The sequence below is a fragment of the Enterobacter cloacae complex sp. GYL001 genome, from assembly GCF_049237125.1.
Classification (GTDB): domain Bacteria; phylum Pseudomonadota; class Gammaproteobacteria; order Enterobacterales; family Enterobacteriaceae; genus Enterobacter; species Enterobacter hormaechei_C.
In genome coordinates this window covers 83034-95166 of sequence record NZ_JBMKGW010000005.1, presented here as the reverse complement: position 1 = coordinate 95166, position 12133 = coordinate 83034, and the positions used below count along the sequence as shown (strand labels likewise).

Annotated in this window: 11 protein-coding genes; 6 read left to right on the top strand and 5 right to left on the bottom strand. The window is 57.0% G+C overall.

Going from position 1 to position 12133, the window contains the following annotated elements; translation table 11 throughout:
• The first annotated feature begins 70 nt into the window (after positions 1-70).
• The 3 genes from ACOTWU_RS11700 to ACOTWU_RS11690 are packed head-to-tail and all read left to right on the top strand — an operon-like array spanning position 71 to position 6565.
• Positions 71-1408 carry an SrfA family protein gene (locus ACOTWU_RS11700; RefSeq protein ID WP_023303795.1) on the top strand — a complete coding sequence of 446 codons (1338 nt, stop codon included), beginning with the start codon at positions 71-73 and terminating at the stop codon, positions 1406-1408.
• Positions 1409-1412: 4 nt separating this feature from the next.
• Positions 1413-4394, top strand: coding sequence for a virulence factor SrfB (locus ACOTWU_RS11695; protein WP_126498562.1), 2982 nt, complete (start codon positions 1413-1415; stop codon positions 4392-4394).
• Complete coding sequence (locus ACOTWU_RS11690) at positions 4391-6565, top strand: virulence factor SrfC family protein (protein ID WP_252049277.1); 2175 nt, start codon at positions 4391-4393, stop codon at positions 6563-6565. The genes ACOTWU_RS11695 and ACOTWU_RS11690 overlap by 4 nt, the downstream gene beginning before the upstream one ends.
• 33 nt (positions 6566-6598) lie before the next feature.
• On the opposite strand, the gene ACOTWU_RS11685 is transcribed toward ACOTWU_RS11690, so the two are convergent.
• Positions 6599-7357, bottom strand: a complete 759-nt coding sequence (locus ACOTWU_RS11685; protein WP_023303798.1) for an alpha/beta fold hydrolase — start codon at positions 7355-7357, stop codon at positions 6599-6601.
• 86 nt (positions 7358-7443) lie between these two features.
• Positions 7444-7617, bottom strand: coding sequence for a GhoT/OrtT family toxin (locus ACOTWU_RS11680; RefSeq protein WP_003856960.1), 174 nt, complete (start codon positions 7615-7617; stop codon positions 7444-7446).
• A gap of 243 nt (positions 7618-7860) precedes the next feature.
• Here ACOTWU_RS11680 and ACOTWU_RS11675 point away from each other — a divergent pair, with 243 nt between their 5' ends.
• The 3 genes from ACOTWU_RS11675 to ACOTWU_RS11665 are packed head-to-tail and all read left to right on the top strand — an operon-like array spanning position 7861 to position 8754.
• A complete protein-coding gene (locus tag ACOTWU_RS11675) occupies positions 7861-8187 on the top strand; it encodes a DUF1971 domain-containing protein (protein ID WP_023303799.1) in 327 nt (108 codons plus the stop codon).
• A 27-nt stretch (positions 8188-8214) separates the two neighbouring features.
• On the top strand, positions 8215-8568 hold the full coding sequence (locus tag ACOTWU_RS11670; RefSeq protein WP_003856958.1) for a DUF1971 domain-containing protein: 354 nt from the start codon (positions 8215-8217) through the stop codon (positions 8566-8568).
• 3 nt (positions 8569-8571) lie between these two features.
• Positions 8572-8754 (top strand): DUF1869 domain-containing protein, encoded by a 183-nt coding sequence (locus ACOTWU_RS11665; RefSeq protein ID WP_003856955.1) that lies wholly within the window; start codon positions 8572-8574, stop codon positions 8752-8754.
• Positions 8755-8789: 35 nt separating this feature from the next.
• Here ACOTWU_RS11665 and patD read toward each other — a convergent pair whose 3' ends face one another.
• The 3 genes from patD to ACOTWU_RS11650 form a co-directional block, all read right to left on the bottom strand.
• Positions 8790-10214, bottom strand: a complete 1425-nt coding sequence (patD, locus tag ACOTWU_RS11660) for an aminobutyraldehyde dehydrogenase (protein ID WP_017693362.1) — start codon at positions 10212-10214, stop codon at positions 8790-8792.
• A gap of 139 nt (positions 10215-10353) precedes the next feature.
• Positions 10354-11778 (bottom strand): PLP-dependent aminotransferase family protein, encoded by a 1425-nt coding sequence (locus ACOTWU_RS11655; RefSeq protein WP_015570440.1) that lies wholly within the window; start codon positions 11776-11778, stop codon positions 10354-10356.
• Between the two features lie 82 nt (positions 11779-11860).
• The gene (locus ACOTWU_RS11650) at positions 11861-12049 is read right to left on the bottom strand and encodes a hypothetical protein (RefSeq protein ID WP_017693360.1); all 189 of its coding nucleotides are present in this window, start codon (positions 12047-12049) and stop codon (positions 11861-11863) included.
• Positions 12050-12133 lie beyond the last annotated feature (84 nt).

The window sequence follows — 12133 nt, the reverse complement described above, 5'->3', positions numbered from 1 at the left end:
CTCCTCAGCCGTTTGCTTGCTTACCTGATTCGCTAAAGTAATGGCGTGAAAAAGTCTACAGGACCAAATCGTGGCAAAAACACTTTTACGCAGCGGTAATCTGGATGATTTTCAGGCCGTTGGCGGCGGCGGACAGGCCGTTTTTGAATCAGCGCTGCAAATCCGCGAAGCGCTTCGGTTGCGCAAACAGCAGGCTATCGTTGATTGCCTGGCCATCCCCCAGGTCAACGACGGCGGCGATCGCGTTGACTGGTACTCCCCGGTTGAGGGAACCGTCTCCAGCTGGAAGGCGGCGGATGAAGATGATCGTTATCGCGCCCTGCGCTATCTGGAAAACACGCTCGCCAGCGTGGAGTCGCTGAGTAAAAAATGCCTTCAGTCACCGAAAACGGCGCAGCAACTGTTTGGCTCTCTGCTCTCAAAAGCCTTTCAGTATCCCGGTGAAAACTTTGTTTTCCTGGTGGATGGCAAGCCGGTGATCTGCTTCTGGGGTTTCGTCAACCTTAACGAAAACGCGCGCGATGACGTGCTGGACTGCCTGCGCGAATCGTTGGTCACTGAACCTGAGCCAGTGGTGATTAACGAGCCTGAACCTGAACCGGAGCCAGAACCGGCCCCGGTGGTGACCTTTGAGCAGGCCGACGCGCCGCTTATCACGCCTGTGACTACAGTCCGTATCACCGACGATGAACTGTATACGCCAGAGCCGGTGCGCATGAACGCCGCGCCGCCAGAGCCCGCACCGGCGGCCATACAGAAAAAACGTCGCTCCCCCCTGTGGTTGCTGCCGGTTGCCGCCGTCATTATTGCAGCCATCGCCACCCCGCTGCTCTGGCCAAAACAGGCCCCAATCGCAGCGCCTGTTGCCACACCAGCGCCAGTACCCGTCGCCATTGCTCCGGCCCCCATAAAGTCGGTTGAGCCGCTTGAACTGAAACTCCCGCTGCACCAAGCCGAAGTGGTAGAGCCGAAGGTGAAAACGCCTGCCCCGGCAGCCGAACCGGTGGTCATTACCGCGATACCGAAAGATGCGATGGTGATGGAGGCAAACCAGGTCAAAGCGGGGTTAACGCGCTTCCTGAACGGCACCTGGCGCGCGTTTCTCGATGTGCAGGATCCGCTCACCGGCAAACCGCCGTCGCTGCGCTACCAGATCCAGAACAATAAAGGTTTCGCCCGGGTCGTGCATGGCGACAACATTGTCTGCCGGGTAGACGTCTTTTCCGGATTACACAGCAACGGCGAGCTGTTGATCAAAACGCGCGGAAACGCGCGTTGCACCGACGGTTCACGCTATCCGATGCCGGAAGTGACCTGTAAGGCAGGTGCCAGCGATGTGGCGGAATGCACCGCACGTTACGATGCCAACACCGTCGTTCCTCTGACGTTCAAGAAAGCAGGTGTCTGATCCTATGCTGGTTAATCTTTGCGACTATAAACAGAGCGTGACGCTGATTGCTAACAGCGGCGTGCAGTTTCTCGATTTTGGCCTGACTCCGCAGGACACCGCCAGCAACGGGCGTTTCGTGCGTAAAACGGCAAATGGCCCGCTGCTGCGTCTGGATTTTGACCTGGTTAACGGCCGGTACACGCTCCCTGCCACCGATGGCGGGCAGCCGGAAGTGGTCAAGCCTGAAAGCACCATTCCACTGCATGACTCCCTGACCGTGCTGGACGGCGTCTGGCTGCCGATCCCTTTCCTGCGCTTTAACCCGCCGCGGACGTTTGTTGAAGGCCCGGATAACTGGGCGCGCGTCCAGGTACGAAAGCTTTCCACGCCCGACGCAGCTGGCAATACGCACCGGGTCACCGTCGCGCTCGACAGCCAGATTGCAGAGCATGCGACGTCTGCCCTGTCGCCGGTTGAAAACGATATCCTGAACGGCACACGTTTCGCGCTCGCCTGGCGCGACAGTGAGGTTGAAAGTTTCCTCGACCAGACCTGGATTGACGGCTGGCTCCGTGAAGCCTTCACGCAGTTTGCCGACGGGGTTGAAAAACGCTCCGAGCGCGAGCTGCATCAGGCCATGCGCAGCTTTGAATATCAGGCGCACTGGCTCAACCTGCTCTCCATGCTCGGTGAACAACTCACCGTGCCGGAAGTGAAGTTTGTCACCCATACCCTGAGCACCCCTGCTATTCCTGTCGATTTGATCCTTGACGTAGGCAACACCCACACCTGCGGCGTGATTATTGAAGATCATGGTGATGCCAACGACGGCCTGCGTCAGACGGCTGAACTTCAGGTACGATCGCTGAGTGAGCCGCAGTTCCTGAATGAGCCGCTGTTTACCAGCCGTCTTGAGTTTTCCGAAGCGCGTTTTGGCAAGCAACACTTCTCGGTGGAAAGCGGCCGGGAGGATGCGTTCGTCTGGCCGTCGATTGTCCGCGTGGGTGATGAAGCGCGTAAGCTGGCAATGCAGCGTCTGGGCACCGAAGGCAACAGCGGCATTTCCAGCCCGCGTCGCTATCTGTGGGACGAGACGCCGGTGGTGCAGGACTGGCGCTTTAGCCAGATGAACAGCAAAACCCAGCGCGAACCGCTGGCAACTGCGTTTCCGCTGATGAACCTGATGAACGACGACGGGGAACCGCTCTTTACGCTGCCGCAGGATGAGCGCCTGCCGGTGTTCTCTCCGCAGTACAGCCGCAGCACCCTGATGACGCACATGCTCTGCGAGCTGCTGGCTCAGGCGCTTGGCCAGATTAACAGCGTGGCCACCCGCCTGCGGCTCGGCTTCCCGGCCTCTCCCCGCCAGTTGCGGACGCTGATCCTCACCCTGCCGTCGGCGATGCCGAAACAGGAGCGCGAGATTTTCCGTCGCCGCATGTTCGAAGCCATCGCCATCGTCTGGAAAGCGATGGGCTGGCACCCGCAGGATGAAGATTTTGCCAGCCGCAAGCAGCAGGAAAAAAGCGTGGTGCCGGTCCCTGAGATCCAGATGGAGTGGGACGAGGCCAGCTGCGGCCAGCTGGTGTGGCTGTATAACGAAGCCATTTCCCATTTTGGTGGCCAGACCGAGGCCTTTTTCGCCTCCCTCGCCCGTCCGGATCGCGCGCCTGAGCCTGGCGTCCAGCCGGGGCGTGCGCTGCGCGTGGCCTCGATTGATATCGGCGGCGGCACGACGGATATGGCCATCACGCACTATCAGTTAGATGATGGTTCCGGGAATAACGTCAAAATCACCCCGCAGCTGCTGTTCCGCGAAGGGTTTAAGGTAGCCGGTGACGACACGCTGCTGGACGTGATCCAGCGCTACGTTCTGCCCGCCCTGCAAACCCAGCTTCAGAAATCCGGCATAGCCGATGCCTCCCAGCTGATGGCATCCCTGTTCGGTGACTCCGGGCGGATCGATACCCAGGCGGTCCTGCGCCAGCAGACGGCGCTTCAGCTCTTTATGCCGATCGGTCACGCGATCCTGGCGGCGTGGGAATCGAGCGATGTTGACGATCCGCTGGCCGGGCTGCATGCCACCTTTGGCGATCTGCTTGCGCAAAAACCGACGCGCAACGTGATGAATTATCTCCAGCAGGCGATCGACCATGCGTTGCCTGCCGGCTCAGAACACTTTGATCTGTTCAGCGTACCGCTGCACGTCAGCTTCCGGGAGATGCGGGACGCCATGCTGGCGGGTCAGTTCACGCTTGCCGCCCCGCTTCATGCGGTATGTGAGGCGATCTCTCATTACAGCTGCGATATCCTGCTGATCACGGGACGGCCGGGCTGTCAGCCGGGCGTTCAGGCCTTGATTCGCCACCTGCAACCGGTGCCCGTCAACCGCATCGTCTGGCTGGATAAATACCAGGTTCATGAATGGTATCCGTTCAGCCAGCAGGGACGGATCGGCAACCCGAAATCCACCGCTGCGGTGGGAGCGATGCTCTGTAGCCTGGCGCTGGATCTTCGTCTGCCGCGCTTTAACTTTAAAGCAGCGGATATCGGCGCGTATTCTACGGTGCGCTATCTGGGCGTGCTGGATAACACGATCAATACCCTGCGGGACGAGAACGTCTGGTATCACGATATCGACCTCGATAAACCCGGCGCGAAACTGGACGCCCGTCTGCACTTCCCGCTGCGCGGCAACGTTACGCTCGGCTTCCGGCAGTTGGCCAATGCCCGCTGGCCCGCGACGCCGCTCTATACCCTGAGCATCAACTCAGCCGAGCTGGCGAAAGCCATTGCGGGCGACGGCGTACTGAACGTGCGCCTGAAGCTGCGTGGCGGCACTAAGCAGGAAGGCCCGGAATCTTTCGAGCTGAGTGATGCCTGGCTACAGGACGGCACGCCCGTGCCGCCGGATGCCCTGACCTTTAAACTGAATACTCTGGCCGATCGCCGACACAGCGGCAGCCACTACTGGATCGACAGCGGGAGCGTATACCTCAAATGACTGCGACGACTGCCACCACTCAGGCCTTAATCGGGTGGATCAACGAGACGCGACAGCACGCCCCGATGCTTGATAACGAAGCCGACGCCCTGCTTGCCCGCCTTAACGCAGTAAGCGCGCGTGAAGAGGCGCTCGATCGCGCCCTTGTCAGCCAAGGCAGTATCGGCTTATATGGCCACTCGCAGGCCGCGAAAGCGCACCTGCTGGCTGCTCTTTGCGGCAGCGGGGACGAACGGCTGAACGTTACGCCGGGTCAACGCACGTTTGATTACTTCTCGCATATTAACCCCGGGCATGCACCGACCAACATGGCCGTGCGTTTCAGCAGAGCGTCCCGCGAGGTCGCAGACGACGCGTTTCCCCTGCGCCTGCGCCTGGTAACGGAGGCCGAGCTGGTGCAGCTGTTTATCGCGCGCACCACGCTGGATCCGCAGATCCGCGCGGTGGATAAATTGGTGATTGAAGCCCGGCTTGACAAGTGGCGGGCGCTGCGTCAACCGCAGAGCGTGCCGGGAATGACGGCGCGGGAAGTCGCGACCATTGCCCGGTTCTGGCAAAGCGTAGTACCCGGCGCTAAGCAGCATATTGATGATGCCCTGTGGCACCAGTTTGCCCTGCTGGTTCCGTCGCTTGATCTCAGCACCCGCGCCAGCGTCTGGTCTCTGCTGTGGGGTGAGCAGCAGGAGTTAACCCAGCAGTGGCTTAAATTCGCCCAGGTGCTGCATCAAACCAGCCATGCCAGCGCGCTTGCGGCGCCGTTGAGTCTGCTGGTGGACAGCTTTGGTCTGCCCTGCGAAGGCTTCCTTACGCACGGGGCGTTTACCGTGCCGGAAGCACAGGAAACACTGCTTCATCCGGTAAAAAACGGCGAGCTGCTTAACGCCATTAGCCTGCCCGTCGATGTACTGGCATCTCTGACCCGCGAAGTGGTGCTGCCCGTTGAGAACTGCGTGCTGGATAACGTTGACGTCATTGATATCCCTGCCATTTCTGAGGAAAGCACGCCGCTGATAATGCAGGCAAAATGCCTGTGGTTGCTGGAGCATTATCGTCAGCACATTCAGCCGGATGTCCTGGTTATCTGCAATGCGACGGCGCACCACCAGCAGACCGCGAAAACGGCAAGGCTCCTGCAAAACTGGGTCAAAGAGACGCAGCCGGTTGAAGAATCCGCATTGCCGGGGCTGGTCTGGGCCATTACCCCTCATGATGCGCGGTTTACCACAAAGCAGAATCTGGACGAAGCGGTGCAGCAATTGCTGGGCCAGCCGGGTCTGCGCTGGGGCACGCTCCAGGCGCTCGATACCCACAGCATGCAGCGGGTGATTGAGTGGCTGTCGCAGGCTACCCTGCCGGCACAGCGCCAGAAGCGTCTCCGCGCGCTGAAAAGGCTGTTACAAGAGTCGCTGTCGACGCTGATTCGCCCATATGTCGCGCCTCTCACTCAGGAGCCAGGCGCAGGGCGGGCACAGGCCGAAAAAATGGTCCGAACGCTGCAAGGCAGTGCCGCTCGTCATGGTGAACTGCTTGAGGGACTTCTGCCGCCGTTAAACGCGTTTGAGACGCTGCTGACCGTTCACCAGCCTCGTGAGGAACAGGTCAACGGCCTGTTTAACGATGTTATCGATCTGTTTGCGGAAGAGACGCAGGAAAATCCAGGCGCGTTGCAGACCAAAGACAAGGCGCGGCTGGCCCATAACGTGTGGGTTAACCATCTTCGTCAGTGGAGTCGCAACGACGCGGCGGCTGCCCGTCTGGGCCTGGACGCAGAGGTATTACAGCAGATTGCGGATGTGCTGATCGTTACCAGCTACCGGCTGGATCTGCCGCTGCAACTGCAACGCATTGCAGAAAAAGATAAAAGCAGTGCCGCGCAGCTGCATGCCGCGACAGGCAATTTCATTAGCTGGCTTGGCTATGAAATGACGCCCGTTTCTGAACGGCCTGCAAGCCGGATCCGCAAAGGTCAGCCAATTTTTGTGACGCCAGTTGTGAGCAGCGCTTCTCCCCGTCTTACCCGACTTGGCGAGCAGCCTGTCCATGCGGCGACAGCCTATGTTTATGACTGGCTGGTTGCGCTCTACACCCGCGCGATTGAAAACGTGGATTATCAGTGCCCGTATGACGTTCAGCCTGCTGCGCGGAAAGCCTTGTCTGCCCTGCTGTCTTAATCATTGCAGCCCGCAGCAATGCGGGCTACCCCTTCATGAGCCGTTTATGAAGCCAGATAAAGCCTGAGCCAACGCTGACGGGTTTTCCCAGGACATTGAATGGCCCGCATCAGGGATAATTTTTACAGCAACATTGTTTTGTTGCAGGCGATTAAAATCGTCATCAGGCAGGGATCGCTCACCAAAAACTAACATTACCGGGCAGCTCAATGACAAGAACAGGTGTGCCCAGTCAGGTTTAACGCCCTCGACCAGGCTTGTTGCGCCGCGCCAGACGGCCCAGGGGGCATTGCTTTGAAGGCTTCCAGCCCACGGCGACGTTTCCGCCCGCAGCATGTCATCATAGCCCTGAGCCAGAAAATGTTGTTCCGTTTGGGCCGCAATTGCTCGGCTGAACATCCCGCCACCCGCATGAAAATTGGGTTCAGATACTATCAGGCCCTTAACGCGCGACGTTAACAGTGCTGCCGTTTCGATCGCGATACTCCCTCCCATGCTATGACCATACAGCCATAGACTATCCAGGGCGAGATGGTTTAACAGTTCAACCACCACCTGCGCCTGTTCGCTCGTGCGATAACGGTAGTTGTCAGGTTTGTCACTGTAACCGCTACCGGGAAGATCGATCAGAATGGCTCTGCGCCCCCCGAAACGGGTATCACAGACAATACGAGGATATTCATACGACGATGCACAGCCCAACCCGTGGATAAACACAACCGGGTCACCGACACCGGGAAGATCTTGCCAGCGCACAGTGCAGCCTGCTTGCTGCGAATAGAAACTGATCATAAGCACTCCATGTATGACGGACTGTATATTTATACAGCCTCAATGTATGGAATGCTATGTCTGGATGCCGATTCTGGAAGCGTGCTTCAGAAAAGAGAGATCAACAGGGCAACAGGAAAGCTCATCGGCCAGGTGGAACCCACCAGGAATGCGCTCAACAGGCGAATACGTTTACGATCTTTAGACAGGAACCAGGTGATTAATGCGCAGATGGAGGCCATGATTGCGTAGAACACCAACATCTTTTGATACAACGTCATTCTGTTTACCTGAGCCGAAAAATAACCGCACGCAATATGCGTCATATGTTGACACAGATCAAGTTTTTTCGTTACATCATAACCACTTAAATACTAAGGATAATAACAACTGAGTACCTTGTGTAACAACGCCGGGTAAAGCAAAACGGTTATTATTGATAAGATGCATATTAAATGCACTTTTTGATAAATCCATCCCCTCAGAAAGCAGTTTAATACCAGCAGGCTTTTAAGGGAGGAAACATGCTACGCATTCCGCAGAGTTGCATTCACACCCGTTCCACGCCTTTCTGGAACAAAGAAACGGCCCCCGCCGGCATTTTTAAACGCCACCTGGATACGGGCACGCGTCCGGGCGTTTACCCTCGCCTGTCGGTGATGCGTGGCGCAGTGCGTTATCTGGGCTATGCTGATGAATTTACCTCTGAGCCTGACAGCGAGCTCGTCATTGAAGCGGGTCGTTTCGGCGTTTTCCCGCCAGAGAGATGGCACCACATTGAGGTGATGACCGACGACACCCTGTTCAATATTGAATTCTTTGTTGAACCTGAGGTGCTTAAGTCCCTTTAAGCGCCCGCCAACATGAAGGAAACTATTATGTTACGTATTCCTGAAAACTTTGTTCATACCCGCTCGACGCCGTTCTGGAATAAAGAGACCGCCCCAAAAGCGCTTTTTACCCATCACAACACCAAAGCCGGCGTGTACGGTCGGTTGTCCGTCATGCAGGGTGCGGTGCGTTACTTTGGCTTTGCCGATGGCGACGCCACCGAGCCCGATCTGGAAGTGGTTATTGAGGCCGGTTCTTTTGGCATCTCCCCACCGCAAAAATGGCACCGCATTGAGCTACTGACCGACGACACCTATTTTAATATCGACTTTTTTGCGGATCCTGCCGTCACGCTCAGCGGTGCGGGCATCGGTAAAGTGGTCAATACGCATAAGGAGTAGATAATGGGTAAGGCTACCTATACCGTGACCGTCACCAACAACAGCAACGGCGTGTCGGTGGATTATGAAACAGAAGCGCCAATGGAGCTGTTGATCCCGGACGTCGCGGCAGATGTCGTGAAGGATCTGGTGAACACCGTTCGCGCCTACGATACGGAAAATGAACACGAGGTCTGTGGCTGGTAAGCTGAATCGCCCGGCACTGCGCCGGGCATGAGGGTTTAGTGTTTGATCATTACATGCCGGACTACCGTGTAATCCTCAAGTCCGTAGACCGACATATCTTTGCCATAACCGGATAACTTCATCCCGCCGTGCGGCATTTCGCTCACCAGCATAAAATGGGTATTGACCCAGGTGCAGCCATACTGCAACCGTGCGCTGAGGCGATGGGCGCGTCCGACGTCTTTTGTCCAGACGGACGAGGCCAGGCCGTATTGCGAATCGTTGGCCCAGTTCAGCACCTGCGCTTCATCCTCAAATTCTGTCACGCTGACCACCGGGCCAAACACTTCTCGCTGGACGATCGCATCTTCCTGCTTCGCCCCGGCCAGCAGCGTTGGCTGGAAGTAATATCCTGCCCCCTCTCTTTTACTGCCACCGGTGACGACGCGGATATGTCCAAGGGTTTTGGCTTCGTCCACGGCAGCACAAACGCGGGAAAGATGCGCTGCGGAGCTGAGCGGGCCCAGCTCGGTTGACGCATCGTCCGGCGCGCCCATTTTCAGGCTGGCAACGGCTGCGCCCAGCTTTTCGACCAGCGCGGGGTAAATCCCCTTCTGGGCATAGATACGACAGGCTGCGGTACAATCCTGACCAGCATTGTAGAAACCAAACGTACGCACGCCTTCAACCACGGCATCCAAATCTGCATCGTCAAAGACAATGACCGGGGCTTTTCCGCCCAATTCCATATGGGTACGTTTAACTGAAGATGCGGTATGCCCGATAATATGTTCTCCGGTAGCAATAGAGCCGGTGAGAGAAACCATACGGACTTTTTCGTGGCCGGTCAGCGGATCTCCTACGGTTTTTCCGCGACCAAACAGCACGTTCAGCACACCTGGCGGGAAGATATCTTTCGCCAGTTCCGCCAGCTTCAGCGCCGTCAACGGGGTGATTTCAGACGGCTTGATGACGACACAGTTTCCCGCCGCCAGCGCGGGCGCCAGCTTCCACGCCGCCATCATCAGAGGATAGTTCCAGGGGGCAATAGAGGCGACAACGCCAACCGGGTCGCGGCGGATCATCGAGGTATGTCCTTCAAGATATTCTCCGGCAGCCAGCCCGTTCAGGCAGCGGGCTGCCCCGGCAAAGAAGCGAAACACATCGACCACGGCCGGGATCTCGTCCCCCTGGACACAGTGCAGCGGTTTCCCGCAGTTAAGGGACTCCACTTTTGCGAACGCGTCAGCGTTGGCTTCTATCACATCAGCCAGTTTCAACAGACATTCGGCGCGCGTTTTCGGCGTCGTTTGTCCCCACTCTGTGAACGCGCGATCGGCAGCCTGGACGGCAGCGTCCACCTGTGCTGCCGACGCTTCAGCAATCTCCAGCAGCACTTCACCCGTGGCAGGATTATAAACCGCCTGCTTCTCACCTTCGCCGGTCACCAGTTCACCATTAATCAGCAATTGATTTTGCATAGCATCGTCCTGTTGAAATCGACATTGTTTTCGCTGTCAGCACACGTTCTGGCGGGCAGAAACGTGACAACGTCACGTTACCAATCCGCGCTCCCTTACTAAAGGTAGACCGCGCGTCATGTCGCTTCAGGAATTTTCATCAAGGTGTGACTGGGTGCAGCATCATTTCGCGGATTAACCCCGCCAGCTGGACGACCGCCTGCTCCTCCCGCTCGCCCCAGCCCCATGAGGTATTGAAACGGAAAAACGGTGTCCAGATATTGGAGGTGGAAAACATCTTGCCGGGCGCAATGCTGATTTGATGGGTTAACGCCTTCTCGCTCAACCGCCCCGCATCCAGCTGTTCAGGCAGTTCCAGCCATAAAAAATAGCCGCTGTCGTTGTGATGGATTTTGACACCAGCAGGCATATGACGCAAAAGCGATTGCCAGGCCTGCTGTTTGCGTTCAGCAAGCGTGCGTCGCAGGCGACGAAGGTGGGCGTCGTAACGTTTGGTCGCCAGGTAATCCACCAGCGCCAGTTGCATGGGAGAGCTGGTGGACAACGTACTCATCAGCTGCAACTGCTGAATACGGCGCGCATGTTTTCCCGCCGCCACCCAGCCAATACGGAAACCGGCCACCAGACACTTGGAGAATGAGGAGCAGTGCAACGTCATATCCTGCTTATCCCAGGCCTTTGCCGGAAGCGGCTTTTCGCGGCCAAAGTAGAGTTCGCTGTAAACATCGTCTTCAATCAGCGTGACGTTATGCCGGGTGAGTAAGGCCACCAGCTGAGCTTTCTTCTCTGCACTCAGCGTGAAGCCGAGCGGGTTCTGACTGTTGGTCATCAGCCAGCAGGCTTTCACCGGATAATCATTTAACGCCTGCTCAAGGGCACTGAGATCGATGCCCTCACGCACGTCAGTGGCAACCGACAGCGCTTTCAGTTTCAGACGTTCAAGCGCCTGGAGTGCGCCATAAAAACAGGGGTTTTCAACGATAACCCAGTCCCCTGGTTCAGTCACAGCCTGCAAACTGAGGTTGAGCGCCTCAAGCGCGCCCGCGGTAATCACAATTTCATCCGGGGAGATATTCATTCCCTGCTGAGCGTAGCGACGGGCAATGGCATGACGTAAGTCGACGTTACCCGGCGGCAGGTTTTCGATCACGCTCATGGCGGTAGCCGTTTTGCTGACGTTAGCCAGCGATCGGTTGAGTTGCTGAAGCGGGAAAAGGCGCGGATCGGGAAACGCCGAGGCAAAAGGGACAACGGAGGGGTCGCGGCTGGCCTGTAGCACGTCGAAAATATAGGTGTTGATGTCGACCACTTCATCGCGCATCACCTGCGCGGGCGGTGCAGGCTGGTGTGTGATCGGGCGGGCGGCAACGTAATAGCCTGACTGCGGTCTGGCAACAATGCGCCCCTGACTTTCCAGCATCTGATACGCGTGGCCCACGGTCATAAAACTCATGCCGCTGCTTGCCACCTGCTCTCGCAGAGAAGGCAGCTTATCGCCCGGCAACCATACGCCAAGCTCAATCTGCGAGATAATTTGTTGCGCCAGACGCTGGTATTTTTTCATCAGATTCTCCTTATTGCTGACAGTGTATATCAGCAGGAGAAAAAGAGAAGATTTTGCTAACTGTTATAGGAAACGCGGCAGATTACTTGCGGTACTCTGTAATGTGATTCTGAGCAGAACGCGCTGCGGCCAGGTGGTCGAGCGTGATCATCGACGATTTGCAGAAAATGCATTTCGCGCCGAACGGATTTTTGTCAGACACATCAAAAGCTGAGGTGCGGTACTGCGAGCCATGACAGCATGGGCAGCGGAAATGGATATAAGAAGTCATAGGATTCTCCTGTAAACGTAAAAACGTAAATTACTCATGAGCCGATCAGGCAATAAATGGTTCGATACAAAACTAATCGGAATG

What these genes read in the sequence shown, in the direction of transcription:
- ACOTWU_RS11655 (WP_015570440.1), bottom strand. Translation starts at nt 11,778, where the DNA reads ATGAAAAAATACCAGCGTCTGGCGCAACAAATTATCTCGCAGATTGAG.
- ACOTWU_RS11685 (WP_023303798.1), bottom strand. Translation starts at nt 7,357, where the DNA reads ATGATCAGTTTCTATTCGCAGCAAGCAGGCTGCACTGTGCGCTGGCAA.
- ACOTWU_RS11670 (WP_003856958.1), top strand. Translation starts at nt 8,215, where the DNA reads ATGTTACGTATTCCTGAAAACTTTGTTCATACCCGCTCGACGCCGTTC.
- ACOTWU_RS11695 (WP_126498562.1), top strand. Translation starts at nt 1,413, where the DNA reads ATGCTGGTTAATCTTTGCGACTATAAACAGAGCGTGACGCTGATTGCT.
- ACOTWU_RS11680 (WP_003856960.1), bottom strand. Translation starts at nt 7,617, where the DNA reads ATGACGTTGTATCAAAAGATGTTGGTGTTCTACGCAATCATGGCCTCC.
- patD (WP_017693362.1), bottom strand. Translation starts at nt 10,214, where the DNA reads ATGCAAAATCAATTGCTGATTAATGGTGAACTGGTGACCGGCGAAGGT.
- ACOTWU_RS11675 (WP_023303799.1), top strand. Translation starts at nt 7,861, where the DNA reads ATGCTACGCATTCCGCAGAGTTGCATTCACACCCGTTCCACGCCTTTC.
- ACOTWU_RS11650 (WP_017693360.1), bottom strand. Translation starts at nt 12,049, where the DNA reads ATGACTTCTTATATCCATTTCCGCTGCCCATGCTGTCATGGCTCGCAG.
- ACOTWU_RS11690 (WP_252049277.1), top strand. Translation starts at nt 4,391, where the DNA reads ATGACTGCGACGACTGCCACCACTCAGGCCTTAATCGGGTGGATCAAC.
- ACOTWU_RS11665 (WP_003856955.1), top strand. Translation starts at nt 8,572, where the DNA reads ATGGGTAAGGCTACCTATACCGTGACCGTCACCAACAACAGCAACGGC.